This window comes from Vreelandella neptunia, from assembly GCF_000712975.1.
GTDB classification, from domain to species: domain Bacteria; phylum Pseudomonadota; class Gammaproteobacteria; order Pseudomonadales; family Halomonadaceae; genus Vreelandella; species Vreelandella qaidamensis.
In genome coordinates this window covers 395,948-412,611 of the sequence record NZ_JHQL01000002.1, presented here as the reverse complement: position 1 = coordinate 412,611, position 16,664 = coordinate 395,948, and the positions used below count along the sequence as shown (strand labels likewise).

17 protein-coding genes are annotated in these 16,664 nt (G+C 54.5%); 7 read left to right on the top strand and 10 right to left on the bottom strand.

Annotation, left to right across the window (positions count from 1 at the left end):
- Positions 1-6 precede the first annotated feature (6 nt).
- The 4 genes from CR46_RS0106585 to hemE form a co-directional block, all read right to left on the bottom strand.
- Positions 7-1,032 carry an amino acid ABC transporter substrate-binding protein gene (locus tag CR46_RS0106585; RefSeq protein ID WP_030071113.1) on the bottom strand — a complete coding sequence of 342 codons (1,026 nt, stop codon included), beginning with the start codon at positions 1,030-1,032 and terminating at the stop codon, positions 7-9.
- A 293-nt stretch (positions 1,033-1,325) separates the two neighbouring features.
- Positions 1,326-2,336 carry an amino acid ABC transporter substrate-binding protein gene (locus CR46_RS0106580; protein WP_030071112.1) on the bottom strand — a complete coding sequence of 337 codons (1,011 nt, stop codon included), beginning with the start codon at positions 2,334-2,336 and terminating at the stop codon, positions 1,326-1,328.
- Between the two features lie 107 nt (positions 2,337-2,443).
- Complete coding sequence (gene speE / locus CR46_RS0106575) at positions 2,444-3,304, bottom strand: polyamine aminopropyltransferase (RefSeq protein ID WP_009723178.1); 861 nt, start codon at positions 3,302-3,304, stop codon at positions 2,444-2,446.
- A complete protein-coding gene (gene hemE / locus CR46_RS0106570) occupies positions 3,304-4,416 on the bottom strand; it encodes a uroporphyrinogen decarboxylase (protein ID WP_030071111.1) in 1,113 nt (370 codons plus the stop codon). Before hemE ends, speE begins: the two co-directional genes overlap by 1 nt.
- 234 nt (positions 4,417-4,650) lie before the next feature.
- Here hemE and ribA point away from each other — a divergent pair, with 234 nt between their 5' ends.
- Entirely contained in the window at positions 4,651-5,286 is a 636-nt protein-coding gene (ribA, locus tag CR46_RS0106565) for a GTP cyclohydrolase II (RefSeq protein ID WP_030071109.1), read from the top strand.
- A 35-nt stretch (positions 5,287-5,321) separates the two neighbouring features.
- Complete coding sequence (trhA, locus tag CR46_RS0106560; protein ID WP_030071107.1) at positions 5,322-6,020, top strand: PAQR family membrane homeostasis protein TrhA; 699 nt, start codon at positions 5,322-5,324, stop codon at positions 6,018-6,020.
- On the opposite strand, the gene CR46_RS0106555 is transcribed toward trhA, so the two are convergent.
- From CR46_RS0106555 to CR46_RS0106535, 5 genes are read right to left on the bottom strand one after another with little or no spacing between them, the layout of a single operon-like run.
- Positions 6,017-6,643 carry a glutathione S-transferase family protein gene (locus CR46_RS0106555; RefSeq protein WP_030071105.1) on the bottom strand — a complete coding sequence of 209 codons (627 nt, stop codon included), beginning with the start codon at positions 6,641-6,643 and terminating at the stop codon, positions 6,017-6,019. The genes trhA and CR46_RS0106555 overlap by 4 nt on opposite strands.
- A 58-nt stretch (positions 6,644-6,701) precedes the next feature.
- Positions 6,702-7,463 (bottom strand): co-chaperone DjlA, encoded by a 762-nt coding sequence (djlA, locus tag CR46_RS0106550; protein ID WP_030071103.1) that lies wholly within the window; start codon positions 7,461-7,463, stop codon positions 6,702-6,704.
- 49 nt (positions 7,464-7,512) lie between these two features.
- Positions 7,513-9,438 (bottom strand): 1-deoxy-D-xylulose-5-phosphate synthase, encoded by a 1,926-nt coding sequence (gene dxs / locus CR46_RS0106545; protein ID WP_035536360.1) that lies wholly within the window; start codon positions 9,436-9,438, stop codon positions 7,513-7,515.
- A 35-nt stretch (positions 9,439-9,473) separates the two neighbouring features.
- Complete coding sequence (gene ispA, locus CR46_RS0106540) at positions 9,474-10,370, bottom strand: (2E,6E)-farnesyl diphosphate synthase (RefSeq protein ID WP_030071098.1); 897 nt, start codon at positions 10,368-10,370, stop codon at positions 9,474-9,476.
- Positions 10,364-10,660, bottom strand: coding sequence for an exodeoxyribonuclease VII small subunit (locus CR46_RS0106535; RefSeq protein ID WP_030071096.1), 297 nt, complete (start codon positions 10,658-10,660; stop codon positions 10,364-10,366). The genes ispA and CR46_RS0106535 overlap by 7 nt, the downstream gene beginning before the upstream one ends.
- Positions 10,661-10,943: 283 nt before the next feature.
- On the opposite strand from CR46_RS0106535, the gene serA reads away from it, so the two are divergent.
- Entirely contained in the window at positions 10,944-12,188 is a 1,245-nt protein-coding gene (gene serA, locus CR46_RS0106530) for a phosphoglycerate dehydrogenase (RefSeq protein ID WP_030071094.1), read from the top strand.
- A gap of 82 nt (positions 12,189-12,270) precedes the next feature.
- Here serA and CR46_RS0106525 read toward each other — a convergent pair whose 3' ends face one another.
- A complete protein-coding gene (locus CR46_RS0106525) occupies positions 12,271-12,960 on the bottom strand; it encodes a pirin family protein (RefSeq protein WP_030071093.1) in 690 nt (229 codons plus the stop codon).
- Positions 12,961-13,184: 224 nt separating this feature from the next.
- On the opposite strand from CR46_RS0106525, the gene trhO reads away from it, so the two are divergent.
- The 4 genes from trhO to CR46_RS0106505 all read left to right on the top strand — a co-directional run bounded on the left by trhO (position 13,185) and on the right by CR46_RS0106505 (position 16,474).
- Complete coding sequence (gene trhO, locus CR46_RS0106520; RefSeq protein WP_030071091.1) at positions 13,185-14,144, top strand: oxygen-dependent tRNA uridine(34) hydroxylase TrhO; 960 nt, start codon at positions 13,185-13,187, stop codon at positions 14,142-14,144.
- A 106-nt stretch (positions 14,145-14,250) separates the two neighbouring features.
- Positions 14,251-15,057 carry an enoyl-CoA hydratase gene (locus CR46_RS0106515; protein ID WP_030071089.1) on the top strand — a complete coding sequence of 269 codons (807 nt, stop codon included), beginning with the start codon at positions 14,251-14,253 and terminating at the stop codon, positions 15,055-15,057.
- A gap of 117 nt (positions 15,058-15,174) precedes the next feature.
- Positions 15,175-15,996 (top strand): IclR family transcriptional regulator, encoded by an 822-nt coding sequence (locus tag CR46_RS0106510; RefSeq protein WP_030071087.1) that lies wholly within the window; start codon positions 15,175-15,177, stop codon positions 15,994-15,996.
- Between the two features lie 46 nt (positions 15,997-16,042).
- The gene (locus CR46_RS0106505; protein WP_030071085.1) at positions 16,043-16,474 is read left to right on the top strand and encodes a YqaA family protein; all 432 of its coding nucleotides are present in this window, start codon (positions 16,043-16,045) and stop codon (positions 16,472-16,474) included.
- Positions 16,475-16,664: the final 190 nt, after the last annotated feature.

Here is a 16,664-nt window from a genome sequence, read left to right as displayed (position 1 = left end):
AGACGCTTAGCGAATCGGCGGTGCGTACTGGAAGCCACCTTGGTTCCACAGTGCGTTAACACCACGTTCAATCTCAAGCGGAGAGCCCATACCTACATTGCGCTCAAAGCTTTCACCATAGTTACCGACTTGGCTCAGAATGTTGTAAGCCCAGTCAGCTTCTAAGCCCATACCTTCACCGTAGTTACCATCTTGTCCAAGCAAGCGAGCAACATCAGGATTTTCAGAGCTGAGCATTTCTTCAGCATTTTCGCTGGTGACGCCGTATTCTTCGCCGTTAATCATGGCGAATAGCGACCACTTCACAATGTTGAACCATACATCGTCACCTTGGCGTACCACTGGGCCTAGCGGCTCTTTGGAGATGACGTCTGGCAGAATCACTGCGCCAGCCGGGTCGTCTAGCTGGATACGCAGGGCAGCCAGCTGGGAAGTGTCGGAGGTCAGAACGTCACAGCGGCCAGCCTGGAAGCCGCCAACGGTTTGTTCAGAGGTATCGAAGACGATAGGGTCAAACTCCATGCCGTTAGCACGGAAGTAGTCAGCTAGGTTCAGCTCAGTCGTGGTGCCGGACTGGATACAAATAGCGGCGCCGTCTAGTTCAGATGCGCTGGAAATACCCAAGTCGCTAGAGACCATAAAGCCTTGGCCATCATAGAAGTTAACGCCAGTGAAATTGAGGCCTAGCGTGGTGTCACGGGTGGTGGTCCAGGTGGTGTTGCGTGACAGTACATCGACTTCGCCAGACTGCAGAGCCGTAAAGCGCTCTACGGCGTTTAGGGAAATATAGTTAACTGCATCTGCGTCGCCAAGAACGGCTGCTGCAACGGCACGGCATACGTCAACGTCAAGCCCTTGCCAATTACCTTCATCGTCTGGGGCGGAGAAACCTGGCAGGCCGTCGCTGACGCCACACTGTACAGCGCCGCGCTCAAGTGTATCTTCCAGTGTATCAGCGTGGGCGGTTGCAACACCGGCTAACGTAATTGCGCCAGCGGAAGCCAGCAGTACCAAGTGCTTCTTATTCATCATGGTCGTTTCCCTTACTCGTTTTAATGTCGTTATGCATGCAGATGCATGACACTAAAAGCTAGCAAGGAAGGTGCCAGAAAGGATATGTCGTCAAATTCAGCGCTTTTCAACGCAAAATACGCGCTGTATACGAAAGTATTGGTGCAAAAAGAGACCCTAGCGACTAGCGATTGCTTCATTTTGGTGCGTAGTCGCTAAGGCTGCAGTTAACTTGAATTCGTGTGGCTTACTGTTAAGAACTCAATGCTAAGAATACAGTGCGGCAGATTCATAGGCTTGAAGGACACGCAGGCTTAACGAATCGGCGGTGCGTACTGAATCCCACCCTCTTTCCACAAAGCATTTAAGCCTCTGGCAATCTTGAAGTCTGAGTTGGCACCGACATTGCGGTCATAGATATCAGCGTAGTTACCCACCTGCTTGATGATTTGGTAGGCCCAATCGGTGTTGACGCCCATTGATTCACCAAAGTCACCATCTTGACCAAGCAGGCGCATGACATCAGGATTTTCCGAGGTGAGCTGCTCATCCACATTAGCTTGCGTGACGCCAAGCTCTTCCGCGTTTAGCATGGCAAACAGTGACCACTTCACAAGATTGAACCACTGGTCGTCATTTTGACGGACGGCTGGGCCGAGTGGTTCTTTCGAGATGATTTCAGGGAGTACTACCGCCATGTCGGGGTCAGCAAGCTGCATCCGCTGAGCATAAAGCTGGGAGGCATCAGAGCTTAAAACATCGCAACGGCCTGCTTCAAAGCCTGCAATCGACTGCTCTGGTGCATCAAATACGACGGTATCATAGGTCATGTCGTTGACGCGGAAGTAGTCAGAGAGATTGAGTTCGCTAGTGGTGCCGGACTGGGTGCAAACTGCCGCGCCATCGAGTTCTTTAGCGCTTTGCACGCCAAGATCGCTGGCGACCATAAAGGCCTGGCCGTCGTAGTAACTCACGCCGGTAAAGTTCATACCCATCGTCGTGTCACGGCTTGATGTCCAGGTAGTGGTGCGTGATAGGACATCGACTTCGCCAGACTGCAGTGCGGTGAAACGCTCTACTGAGTCGAGTGGCACGAAATCTACTTTTGACGCGTCGCCAAGCGCAGCAGCAGCAATGGCACGGCACACATCGGTATCCAGGCCTCGGTACTGGTCATTGTCATCTAATGACGAAAAGCCTGGCTGGGCAGCGTTAACGCCACAGCGCACGCTATCGCGCTCTTGGACAGTTTCCAGCGTGCTGGCCATAGCCAGCGCAGGTACTAAAGCACCAATTCCTACTCCCAACCAACGAACGGTTTTCATTTGTTATTCCTTAACGTGAAAGGGCAAGTAAACGTAAGCTCAAAAACGTAAGCCCATAAAAAAAGGCCGAGCAATGCTCGGCCTTTTGGCTATTCGCAGACGCAGCGTTATGCGAAGGCTTTACGCATAAAAGGCGGTAGCGATAGTGCACCACGGTGAGCATCACCTGTGTAGTACTGTAGCGGCATTTCGTGTTCAGCGGCAGCCTGTTCGCGGAAGCTTTCAACGCTGGTAGCTTTACCGGCCAGCGTGACGCTCCACCAGCCAGACGGATACACTGGCTGTGGGAAGGGCAGCGTTGCCACGCTATCAAAGCCCGCTTCACGCATATCGTTACGCAGTTCACGGATGATAGAGCCGCTATGGTAAAGCGGCGATTCGCTCTGCTGCACCATGACACCGCCATTTTTTAAAATACGGTGGCAGCGCTTTAGAAAGTCAGTTTTAAACAGCCCTTCGGCGGGGCCGACGGGGTCGGTAGAGTCGATAATCAGCACGTCGATGCTCTCATCGGCAGCGTCGTCTACCCACTTCACCCCATCAGCAAACAGCAGCTCGGCACGCGGGTCACCGTTAGCTTCTACCAGCGCTGGGAAAAAGCGCTCGGCAGCTTTAGTGACTTCTTCATCGATATCGATTTGGGTCACTTTTTCAACGCCAGGGTGACGTAACACTTCTTTTAACGTGCCGCAGTCGCCGCCGCCAATAATCACCACGCGCTTGGGGTCTTGATGGGTGAACAGTGCCGGGTGGGCGATCATCTCGTGATAGAGGAAGTTATCGCGATCGGTCAGCATCACGCAGCCATCAAGTACCATCAGGTTGCCGTAGGTCTCTGTGGTATACACTTCCAGATGCTGATAAGGGCTTTGAACATCTAACAACTTCTCAGTGACTTTCAGCGAGAAAGCGCTGCCGTGGCTATCAAAGACTTCGGTAAACCACTGATCGTCGCGTAAATCGCTCATTACTTTGCTCCTGGGCGCGTGTTATCTGTCTGGGTCGGAATGCTTTGATGATACTGCGGGCTTAAATCATGCAGCGCCTCCATAAAGGCGGTGACGTGATCAGGGTTAGTAAACTGGCTGATACCATGGCCTAGGTTAAACACGTGGCCGGGGCCGTGGCCGTAGCTTTCCAGCACGCGGGCTACTTCTGCGCGAATAGCAGAAGGCCGGGCGAACAGCACATTCGGATCAAGGTTGCCTTGCAATGCCACTTTATGGCCCACCCGCGCACGAGCGTCGGAAAGCTCTGTAGACCAATCAATACCCAGCGCATCGGCACCGGCGCAGGCAATATGCTCCAGCCACTGGCCGCCATTTTTGGTGAACAGAATAACCGGCACGCGGCGTCCCTCATGTTCACGGATCAGGCCAGAGACAATTTGCTCCATGTAGCGCAGCGAAAATTCTAGGTAGGCGGGAGTTGAGAGCGCGCCACCCCAGGTATCAAAAATCTGTACCGCTTGAGCGCCAGCGCGAATTTGCGCATTAAGGTAGTCAGTGACCGACTGAGCCAGAGTGTCCAACAGTTGGTGCATGGTGTCTGGCGTGTCGTAAAGCATGGTTTTTAGATGGCGGAAATCTTTGCTGGAACCGCCTTCTACCATATAAGTGGCAAGCGTCCAGGGACTGCCCGAAAAACCAATCAGTGGCATGCGGCCGTTCAGCTCGCGGCGGATAGTTGATACTGCACGCATCACGTAATCCAAGTCGCGCTCGGCGTTGGGAACGGTTAACGACGCTACCTCTTCTGGGGTGCGCACGGTTTTTCTGAATTTAGGGCCTTCACCGGTTTCGAAGTAGAGCCCCAAGCCCATAGCGTCAGGGATCGTTAGAATATCCGAAAAGAGAATCGCGGCGTCGAGCGGGTAGCGCTCCAGCGGCTGCAGGGTAACTTCACAAGCCAGGTCATGATTACGGCACAGATCCATAAAACTGCCAGCATCGGCACGGCTAGCGCGATACTCTGGCAGGTAACGACCCGCTTGGCGCATCATCCATACCGGTGTGCGGTCAACGGGCTGACGGGCTAATGCGCGAAGAAAACGATCATTTTGCAATGGTGTGGTGGTCATAAATACTTGCTCTTGAGAAATTTGCCCGCATTGTAAGGGAGTCATTGTACTTGAAGATAGGACTAGTACTTAAAGACTAGTACTTAAAGAGAGGGCGCATAGCGGCTCTCCCGCTAAGAAAAATCGACGCACCCTGTTGATACCGTGAGGCCGTCGCTGCTTCCTGGTAGACTGTTTTCTTATTTTGCCAACACCGGTGTGGTTAGCTGGTTTGGTTAATCAACGAGGTAACCTGTGACCATTCGCTTCATTGCCGCTTCCCGGCTGCCCACGCCTTGGGCCACATTCACCATGCATGGTTTCGAAGACGAAGCCACGGGTAAAGACCATATCGCCTTAACACTAGGCGATGTGAGCGGCGGCGAGCCAGTGTTGGGGCGCGTACATTCCGAGTGCTTAACGGGTGATGCGCTGTTCTCGATGCGCTGCGACTGTGGTTATCAGTTGCAAGAAGCACTTAAGCGTATTGCCGAAGAGGGGCGTGGCGTGCTGTTTTACCTGCGTCAGGAAGGGCGAGGTATCGGGCTGCTAAATAAAATTCGCGCTTATCACCTGCAAGACCAAGGTGCCGATACGGTCGAGGCCAACGAGCAACTTGGTTTCGGGGCTGACATGCGACGCTATGACCTGTGTGTGCCGATGCTCAACCACTTAGGTATCACGGCATTAAAGCTAATGACCAATAACCCGCGTAAGGTAGATGCCTTAACCCGCGACGGCGTGAATGTGGTTGAGCGCCTGCCGATCACCACTGGCCTAAACCCTCATAATGAACATTACCTTTCGACAAAAGCTGGCAAGCTTGGCCATATGATGGCGTTGGACGATTTTACCCAGGCCAGCGATGTCGATATTGAACGTAAAGGGTGATAGTGAGGGGAAGAGGTTTTTAGGGGTTCCCCAAAATGAAAGCTGTCGATCAACAACAACCTGATGCACTGCCCGACAAGCAGGGCGAATTCAGCAGTATCGAAGAGTGGTGGCACAGTGTTACCCATGGCGTGGGTGCTGTGCTCAGCCTAGTGGGCATGGTGGTGTTGCTGGTGGTGGCGAGTTTAGCGGCCCATGTCGACCCATGGAAAATTGCCAGTCTGAGCCTCTATGGCACCACGCTAGTGCTGCTTTATACCGCGTCGACCTTCTATCACGGTATTTCCCATCGGCGCTGGAAGCGACGCTTTCAGTTGCTTGACCACTGTGCGATTTATTTACTTATCGCGGGCACTTATACGCCTTTTCTGCTCGTTAATATGCGCGGCACCACGGGCTGGGTCTTATTTATCGCCGTGTGGTCGCTAGCGCTAGTAGGGATTGGCTTCCTATTGCTATGGCCACAGCGTTTTTCGGTGCTACGCGTGGCGATCTATCTCCTCATGGGCTGGATGATTGTGTTGGCCTCAAGAGAGATGGCGGCCAGCTTATCGGTGACCGGCATCGCTCTACTTGCTACAGGGGGGATCATCTACACGCTGGGGGTTATCTTCTACGCTGTGCGTGCCATTCCCTACAACCACGCTATTTGGCATCTATTTGTAATGGCTGGAAGTGTCTGCCACTACATTGCCGTTTATAGCGCTGTGCTGCCCCACCAGGCGGTTACTTAACGCTCTTCAGCGGCTGCTTGCTCTTTAGCCATGGCACGGGCTAGCGCAGGACGGTCAGCGTGGCGTGCGCGGTAGGCAGCCAGAGGTTCAGGCAGGCGGTGTTTCATGCTGGCTGCCCACGTTAACGTATGGGTAAGGAAGATGTCTGCCAAGGTGAACGTCTCGCCGACTAACGTTTCCTGGCCCTGATAACGGCGCTCCAGCGCTAGCAGTGCCCGCTGAAATTCCCAAGCGGCGGTAGGCAATACTGAAGGTACGCGCTTATCTTGAGGTAAAGCGAATTTATGCTTGGCCTGTAGCCATAGCGGCTGCTCGACTTCAGTGACGATAAAGCTTAGCCACTGATCGACCTGTGCGCGTTCAGCGGCGCTTTCTGGCAGTAAATTACCGTTACCGTACTGCTCAGCCAAATAGCGGCAGATAGGTGCCGACTCAAACAGCGTTAGCGCGCCATCTTCCATCACTGGCACCTTGCCATCTGGATGGCGAGCTAGGTGCTCAGCGGTTTGCCCCTCGCCTTTATCTAGTGCTACGTGCTGGCAGTGGTAGTCCAGGCCAAGCTCTTCAAGTGTCCAGGCAACCCGCACCGAGCGGGAATTTGGAAAACTGTAGTGGATTATCATACGGCGGCTCCTAAGCAGCGCGGTGGGGTTTTACTGTAGCGAGTGCTTAGAAACCTGTCTATTGGCCACGGGCGCTACGGATACGTTCGTAAGCGTTGCCAATTTCGCTGGTGCGCGCCTGTGCCACTTCACGCATGCTTTCAGGCAGCCCTTTGCCAGCCAATTTGTCGGGGTGATTTTGGCTCATCAGACGACGGTACGCTTTTTTGATTTCTGCGTCGCTGGCGTCTTCATTCACCCCAAGTACACGGTAGGCGTCTTTCAATGCCTCTTCACTGGAACCTTGCGAATTCGCGGCGGCACCGTGAAGCATGGCTTCGATTTGCTGTACTTCAGCGTCGCTACAACCAACCCCGCGGGCTACACGTAGAATCATCTCGTGCTCTGCAGGGTGAAGCACGCCGTCAGCCGCGATGGCGGTTAACTGAACCTGCAAAAACACCTGCCGTAAAATCGGCTGGCGCTGGGTTAGGCGATTGACGCTGGCCAATTCTGCTTCAAGATTGAAATCATCGGCCCGCCCGCGCTCAAAGGCTGCCCGTGCCCTGGCACGCTGTTCGCCTTGAAGGTGCATTTGGTCGAATAGCTTTTCAGCCACGCCCAGCTCGCCATCAGTGACTTTGCCATCGGCTTGGCATAAGCAACCCATTACCGAGAAGATCGATTCTAAAAAACCCTCTTGAATCTGCATGCGCGCTGCATTCAGTCGGCGGCTAATCCGCCGTGCTAACCACCAGCCCAATCCACCGCCAATCAGCAGGCCAATGGGACCTCCGACAGCAAGGCCAATCAGGCCAAACACGATAATCAGAAATAGCATAGTGTTCTCAACTGTTAAAAAGTTAAAAGTACTGTCAAAGCGTTAAACGTTACGGAAGACGGGCACGAATGGCACGCTCGATACCGTCGGCATCTAGGCCGCAGTCGCGTAGCAACTCTGTGGGGGTGCCGTGTTCAACAAAGGTGTCAGGCAGGCCTAAATTTAGCACTTCGATTTGTACGCCTTCTGCGTGCAGCAGCTCGTTTACGGCGCTACCTGCCCCCCCGGCGATCACATTCTCTTCTAGAGTGACCAGCAGCTCATGTTCATCGGCGGCATGGAGCACGGTGTCTCGATCCAGTGGCTTGATAGAGCGCATATTGATATGTGTGGCGTCGAGCTTTTCAGCGACTTCTGCAGCAGCGCTGTTGACGCTACCAAATGCCAGCAAGGCAATGCGTACACCGTCATTGCCCGCATCGCGGCGCACCTGTGCCTGGCCAATGGGCAGCGACTCTAAGTGGTCAGGAATAGCTACGCCGGGGCCTGTGCCGCGTGGGTAGCGAACTGCAGCAGGACCAGGATGATGGTAGGCAGCGCTCAGCATGGCACGGCATTCTGCTTCATCCGCAGGGGCTAAAATCACCATGCCGGGGATGCAGCGTAAAAACGATAAATCCATACTGCCGTGGTGGGTTGGCCCGTCTTCACCCACAAGGCCAGCGCGGTCAATCGCAAATGTTACGTCAAGGTTCTGGACGGCTACATCGTGAATAAGTTGGTCGTAGCCGCGCTGTAAAAACGTTGAGTAAATCGCCACGACAGGCTTCATATTTTCACAAGCCATACCTGCAGCAAGCGTTACGGCATGTTGCTCAGCAATGGCGACATCAAAATAGCGCTCAGGATACTGCTGGGAGAAGCGAATTAAATCCGAGCCTTCTCCCATGGCGGGGGTAATTCCCATCAGCCGTGAATCGGTGGCTGCCATATCGCACAGCCAGTCGCCGAACACGTTGCAGTACTTTTTCTTAGCCGCCGCTTTCGGCGCAGCCGCTGGCTTCATCAGTGGCGCATTGGCTGTGGCGCTTGGCTTTTCCAGTTTGGTAATAGCGTGATAGCCAATCTGGTCGGCCTCGGCGGGCAGAAAGCCTTTGCCTTTGACCGTTTTGATATGCAGAAACTGTGGGCCATCTTGGTCGCGCAGATTGCACAGCGTTTCAGTCAACGCTTCTAGGTCGTGGCCATCAATGGGGCCGATATAGTTGAAGCCCATCTCTTCAAACAGCGTGGCAGGGCTCACCATACCCTTCATGTGCTCTTCGGTGCGCTTGGCAAGTTCGAGTGCGCCAGGCAGATGAGAAAGCACTTTTTTGCCTTCTTCGCGCATTTTAAGGAAAGGCTTGCTAGACAGCACACGGGCTAGATAGGTGGCGATGCCGCCAACGTTTTCCGAAATCGACATCTCGTTGTCGTTCAGCACCACTAGCATATTGGCGTTAACGTGGCCTGCGTGGGCCAGCGCTTCAAAGGCCATGCCCGCGGTGAGTGCACCGTCTCCGATAATCGCACACACGCGACGCGGGTCGTTTTGTGCCTGGGCGGCGAGCGCCATCCCCAGAGCCGCTGAAATCGACGTGCTAGAGTGGCCGACACCAAAGGTGTCGTACTCGGATTCTGCGCGGCGTGGAAAGGCTGCTAAGCCACTATGTTGGCGAATGCTAAGCATTGCGTCACGCCGTCCGGTCAAAATCTTATGTGGGTAAGCCTGGTGGCCCACATCCCATACCAAGCGGTCTTTGGGCGTATGAAAGGCGTGATGAAGCGCTACGGTGAGCTCCACAACGCCCAGGCCTGCACCGAAATGACCGCCAGTCACTCCCACGCTATAGAGCAAATAGGCGCGTAGTTCATCAGCCAACTGGGCAAGCTGCTTAGCATTCATGGCCCGCAGCGCAGCAGGGTGGTCAAAAGAGTCGAGCAGCGGTGTCGCGGGGCGCTCGCGGGGAATCTCGTCGAACAGCTTCATAGGCATGTTTTCATGGACGTTGCTTGTTTCATGGACATTGTTCAGTGGTCGCGCTCGATCATATAGTGGGCAAGGTCGGCCAGCGGTGCGGCTTGCTCGCCAAGCGGGGCGAGGGCGGCAATGGCCTCTTCAATCAGCGTAGTTGCTTTGTGCTGTGCGCCGGCAAGTCCCAGTAAGCTGGGGTAAGTCGGCTTGGCACGTGCAGCATCAGCACCAGAGATTTTGCCCAGCGTGACGGTATCTCCCGTCACGTCCAGGACATCATCATGAATCTGGAAGGCTAGACCAATGGCGCGGCCGTAGCGAATTAGCGCAGCAAGCCGCGGGTCATTTTCATCCACCGCCACCAATCCGCCTAAACGCACTGCGGCCACAATCAGCGCACCGGTCTTATGGGCATGCATATGGGCCAGTGCGTCCACATCCGGGTGGCCGCCTACGGCGGCTAAGTCTAGCGCTTGGCCTGCGACCATCCCTGCCCGGCCTGAGGCCACGGCCAGCGTGGTTACCATGCTGCCAAGCCGTGGATAGGGTTGGCTGGCGAGCACTTCAAAGGCCAGTGCCTGTAGCGCGTCTCCCGCTAAAATCGCGGTGGCCTCATCAAAGGCTTTATGCACCGTAGGCTGGCCGCGCCGCAGGTCATCATCGTCCATGGCGGGTAGGTCATCATGAATCAATGAGTACGCATGGATCAGCTCAATTGCAGCGGCGGGGGCGTCCAAGGCATCTTCACGCGCCCCTAGTGCGTTACCAGCTAGGTAAACCAGCAGTGGCCGCAAACGTTTGCCACCTACCAGTAGGCCGTGACGCATTGCGGCTTCAAGGCGCGGCGCAACGGCTGGGTGGGTGTCAAACAATGCTGAGAGTGTGGCGTCAACCCGTGCGTTACTCGCGTGGCGCAGCGCCGCCAGTTGAGAAGCATTAGCAGTCGTTACCATGGCGGCGTTTCCTCGCTGTCGTTGCCAAGATCAGTGGCGTCGTCCGTCTCTGGTCCTGCCGCAAAAGCGGTAACGTCAAGCTTACCCTCGCAGTCTTCACTTAATGCGCGTACTTTTAGTTCGGCGTTATCGAGACGCTGTTGAGCGTCACGAGTGAGACGCACGCCCCGTTCAAAGGCGGTCAGTGCGTCCTCCAATGAGAGTTCGCCGGACTCAAGGCGTTCCACAATGGTTTCAAGTTGTGAAACCGTTGCAGCGAAATCTTGCGCAGGTAGAGTGTTATCGCTCATTGGGTAAGGCCTACTATTTTGCTGGTGCCCTGATGCTGATTAAGGGCGGCGAACGTGGCTATAGCCGAGTTATCAAAAAATAAACGCCCAGTATACACCGAGCTAAGGGGGTGGCGTCTGCCCTCAACCTTGGTCAATTCTTCTACTTGCGGCTAGTTCATCTTGTAAACGCACACTTTTCATCATCTCAAGACGCCGAGAGTGGTCGTGGCTGTGCTACTATATGGACCTTCCGTGAACCGATACACGGCGCATGCCGCCGACCATAGAGGTTGATTCAGCCATGGCCAAAACGTCCCTGGACAAGAGCAAGATCAAGATCCTGCTGCTCGAGGGCGTCCACCAAAGCGCGGTGGACAATTTTCACAACGCAGGTTACGAAAACATCGAGCACCTGCCGACCTCGCTAGATGAGGCGTCGCTGATCGAAAAGATTCGCGATGTTCACTTTATCGGCATTCGCTCACGTACGCAGCTCAATGAGCGCGTATTTGAAGCGGCAGAAAAGCTGGTGGGCGTTGGCTGTTTCTGTATCGGAACAAACCAGGTTGATTTGACGGCAGCCCTTAAGCGTGGCATCGCGGTATTTAACGCGCCGTACTCGAATACTCGTTCGGTTGCAGAGCTGGTGCTGGCAGAAGCCATTATGTTGCTGCGGGGTATTCCCGAAAAGAACGTTCGCGCCCATCAAGGCGGCTGGCTGAAATCGGCGAAAAACTCTCACGAGGCGCGGGGCAAAACCCTGGGGATCGTAGGCTACGGTAGCATTGGCGCGCAGCTCTCAGTATTGGCTGAATCGCTTGGCTTTAATGTCATTTTCTATGATGTGATCACTAAGCTTGGCATGGGTAATGCCAGTCAGGTAGCGAGTCTTGAACAGCTGCTACAGCGCTCCGACGTGGTCAGCTTGCATGTGCCTGACTTGCAGTCCACCCGCTGGATGATTGGCGAGAAAGAGATTGCGGCGATGAAGCAGGGCGCGATCTTGATTAATGCCGCCCGTGGTAGCGTTGTTGAGATTGAGCCACTGGCAGACGCGATTAAAGCAGGCAAGCTGAATGGCGCTGCGATTGATGTTTTCCCAGTAGAGCCGAAAGGCAATGATGAAGAGTTCCAGAGCCCGCTGCGCGGCCTGGAAAATGTGATTCTGACACCGCATATCGGTGGTTCTACCCTGGAAGCACAGGAGAACATCGGTATTGAAGTGGCTGAAAAGCTCATCACCTATTCAGACAACGGCACCACGGTTACTTCTGTTAACTTCCCAGAAGTTGCGCTGCCTGCTCACCCGGATAAGCATCGCTTGCTGCATATTCATGACAACGTGCCCGGCGTGCTATCGCAGATTAACCGCGTATTGTCTGAAAATGGCATCAATATTTCAGGCCAGTACCTGCAAACCAACGATAAAGTGGGCTACGTGGTCATTGATGTTGATAAGGCCTATGGCCCTCAAGCCCTAGAAGCGTTGAAACAAGTAGATCACACGCTAAAAATTCGCGTGCTGTACTCGGCGCATAACAGCTAGATGCTGCTGTCAGCGTAACCGTCTAAAACGGCCCCTTCTTGGGGCCGTTTTACTTAGGGCGTTTTGCGCTTCAGTGGCTGGCTTAAGCTAAGTCAAACAGCAGCACTTCGGCGGGCTGCTTGCCGGTCACGCTGAACGTTTCACCCGGTTGAAACGCAGCAGCGTCACCAGTGCTTAGCGTTTCACCGTTAATATCTACCGTTCCTTTCACCACATGCAGCCACGCATAGCGCGTAGCGGGGGCATCCACTTGTTCGCCCGCGTCGAACAACCCCGCGTAAAGGTTAACGTCCTGGTTAACGCTTACCGACCCTTCGCGACCCTGTTGAGAAACCACTAGGCGCCACTGTCCTTGGCGTTCAGTGGCTGGAAAGGCTTTCTGCTCATAGCTAGGGGCAATGCCGCGCTTGGCAGGCTCAATCCAGATTTGTAGGAAGTGCAGGCCGTTCTCTTTTGAGTGGTTAAACTCGCTATGCAGCACGCCAGTACCTGCGGACATGCGCTGTACATCGCCTGGCCGCATAACCTCGCCGTTACCCATATTGTCGCGATGCTCCATTTCCCCTTCCAGTACATAGGAGATAATTTCCATATCCCGGTGAGGATGGGCACCAAAACCGTTACCCGGCGTTACCCGGTCTTCGTTGATCACCCGCAGCGCTCGGAACCCCATATAGTTAGGGTCCCTATAATTGGCGAACGAGAAAGTATGGTATGAACGCAGCCAGCCATGGTCGGCATAACCGCGTTCGTCAGAACGGCGGATGTGCATGATGTACTCCGAAAATATTATAAAGGAATGGTCTCAATATACGCCCGCTTGCTTAGCGCGTGGGGTGAAGCTTTTTAGACGGTCAGATCGAATAAATCGATGAATGACCATCAAGCCCCTAGCTATCAGCAAGCAGGGCAGCACGTTGCCTAAATTGTTTGCTAAACTATGCGCGTTTATTTACCCGGTCCGCCCTTTGCGAGGGCGACTACCAGGAGTATTCCATGACGGAAACCACCCAAATGCCGCCCATTGTGGTCGCGGCGCTGTATAAATTTGTTACGCTGAACGACTTCGAAGCGCTGCGTGAGCCGCTGCGTCAAGTGATGGTCGATAACGATGTTAAGGGCACACTGCTGCTGGCTAAAGAAGGCATAAACGGTACCGTAGCCGGCACCCGCGATGGCATTGACGCCCTGCTGGCCTGGCTGACCGCCGATCCTCGCTTAAGCGATATCGACCACAAAGAGTCCTACTGCGACGAAACGCCGTTCTACCGCACGAAGGTGAAGTTGAAGAAAGAGATCGTCACCCTGGGCGTGCCAGATATTGACCCCAACGATACCGTGGGTACCTACGTTGAACCGGAAGATTGGAACGCCGTGATCTCTGACCCGGAGGTGCTGGTCATTGACACTCGTAACGATTACGAGGTGGCGATTGGTAGCTTTGAGCGGGCAATTGACCCGAAAACGACTACCTTCCGTGAGTTTCCTGAGTACGTGCGCGAGCACTACAACCCGGAACAGCACAAGAAAGTTGCCATGTTCTGCACCGGCGGTATCCGCTGTGAAAAGGCTTCCAGCTTTATGCTGAAAGAGGGCTTTGAAGAGGTCTATCACCTAAAAGGTGGCGTGCTGAACTACCTCGAAAAAGTGCCGGAAGAGCAGTCGCTATGGCGCGGTGAGTGTTTCGTGTTTGATAACCGGGTCACCGTGCGCCACGACCTCAGCGAAGGTGAGCATGAGCAGTGCCATGCTTGCCGTATGCCCATCTCGCTTGATGATATGCAGTCGTCGGCCTACGAGCCGGGCATCAGCTGCCCTCACTGCATCGACACCCTCCCCGAGAAAACCCGTGCTGCCGCCCGCGAGCGTCAACGCCAAATCGAACTGGCTAAGGCCCGTGGCGAACCTCATCCTCTAGGCTATAACCATCGCAAAGGCAGCCGCGCAAACACGTAACTCACGAGGCCTCCTGCTTTTCAGGAGGCCTCTTTGGTCGTATCTCGCTAACATTAGCTTTTGTACGCGCTAGACTGAGCAACACTCGACTGTCTAGGAGTTTTCTATGCCTGCCTCTTCAGATACGCCACTGGCGTCTTCAGATCTGCTGCAACGCACTGACTATCAAGGGGTAACGACCCTGACGTTAAACCAGCCTGAACGCTTTAATGCACTTTCTGAGGAGATGTTGGCGACGCTGCAAGGTGCGTTAGATGACATTGCCCAGGATGAGCAGGTGCGCTGCGTGGTGTTGGCCGCGAACGGCAAGGCATTTTGCGCAGGGCATGATTTAAAGCAGATGCGTGCAAACCCTGAAAAAGCCTACTACCAGGCGCTGTTTGCTCGCTGCGGCGCGGTGATGCAGGCCATTGTTAACTTGCCTGTTCCTGTGATTGCTAAAGTTCAGGGCATTGCGACAGCCGCTGGCTGCCAGCTCGTCGCTAGCTGCGATTTGGCTGTAGCGGCTAGCAGTGCCCGATTTGCCGTGTCAGGGATTAATGTGGGGCTTTTCTGTTCGACACCTGCAGTAGCGCTGTCGCGCAATGTATCGCGAAAGCGAGCCATGGAAATGCTCCTGACTGGGGAGTTTATCAGTGCCTCCCAGGCCGCGGACTGGGGACTTATAAATCGCGTTGCCGAAGAGGGCGAGCTTGATCGTACCGTGGAAGCGCTTACTGCGAGTATTTGTGCCAAAAGCGCAGTGGCGGTACGCACTGGGAAGGCGATGTTCGCCCGTCAGCTAGCCATGCCGTTAGAGGAAGCCTACGCTTTTGCTGGCGAAACCATGGCGTGCAATATGCTGGCAGACGATGTGGCCGAAGGAATCGATGCCTTTATCGAAAAGCGCCCACCCCAGTGGCGTCATCGCTAATAAGCTCTGCGCTATCATTGGTGGAATTTGTTTCCGTAAACGCGACAGCGGCCCCGCTGGCGCGTTATCCTCACTCACTTTATGCCTTCAGGAGAGGCGCCTTCAGGAGAAAGTAAGGTGAGTGATGTTAAGCGCAGGTCAGTCGGACGTCCGGCAGGGGCCACCAAGGCGAGTGGTGGGCACAGCCAATCATTAGTACGAGGCCTCACGCTGTTAGAGTATTTGTCGGCCAGCCCATTAGGGTTAGCCCTGTCAGAGTTAGCGGAAATGGCTGATTTGGCACCCTCCACCACTCACCGCTTGTTGCAGGCGCTACAGAGCCAGGGGTTTGTAACTCAAGAGAGTGAGCAGGGGCTTTGGCGTATTGATGTTAAAACCTTCCGTATTGGTAACAGCTTTTTAGAAGCACGCGATGTCGTCACCCAAAGCAGGCTTTTTTTGCGCCGTTTAACCGCAGAAACGGGCGAAACGGCAAACTTGGGCATTCGGGATGGTGCGACGGCGGTATTTCTTGCCCAGCATGAGTCGCCGCAGATGATGCGTATGATTACTCGTTTAGGCTCTCGGGCGCCGCTGCATGCCTCCGGGGTGGGTAAAGCCTTACTGGCCTGGATGAGCGAAGACGAGCGTGCCCGTCTGCTTAAAGGTTATGACCTTGCCCGGGTGACTGAAAATACCCTGCATCAATCCGATGAACTATTGGCCGAAATGGCGGCTATTCGCACTCAGGGGTTTGCCTGTGACCGTGAGGAGCATGCGGTGGGCTTACACTGCGTTGCTGCCTGTATTCACGATGAACATGGTACGCCGCTAGCGGCCATTTCCGTGTCTGGCCCCATGGCACGCATTCCTGAAGAGCGCTTGCTAGCGCTGGGTGCATTAGTGCGCACAATCGCTAACGAAATCACCTTACAACTAGGTGGCCAACTGCCCCAATAAGCAGTGCTTTGCTCATCAGTGATGACTGATAAAGGCGGCTCTTATTATGTTTAGCCTGTTCTGGGTGGCGCTGGCTAGCGCCACCCTGCTACCGGGTGGCTCAGAAGTGTGGCTGGCTCGGTTGCGGTGCTTAGGTGAGCCAGCGCTCGGACTTTGGCTTGTCGCCACCGCTGGTAACACACTAGGCAGTATGATCAATGTGGCGCTGGGGCGTTATGCTCGCCAGTTTCAACATCGCCGCTGGTTCCCAGCGTCGCCGGCTGGCTTAGCGCGGGCAGAGCATTGGTACAAACGTTTTGGCGAAGTCAGCTTACTGCTTTCCTGGGCACCCGTTCTTGGTGACCCCCTCACTGTGCTCGCAGGCGTTTTTAGATTGCCCTGGTGGCGTGCGTTACTTTGGATTGTGGTCGCCAAGGGGGCACGCTATGGGCTGCTGTTGGCGTTAGCCCACCAATGGCTGGCGCCGCTTTGTGGTTAGGTCTAAAAAAAGCAAGCTTAAGTAACATTAATGTTGCTGGTGTTGACAAAGCGAGTGGCGAGCCACGCTCTTTTTCTCATGTTACCCTGTTTATCTTTATACAACTCTTGCACCCACGTGGAGTGCAATGTGAATAGGGTGCACTATGATGTGCATAAACGAATGATGTGCATAAAACGATGATGCGCAT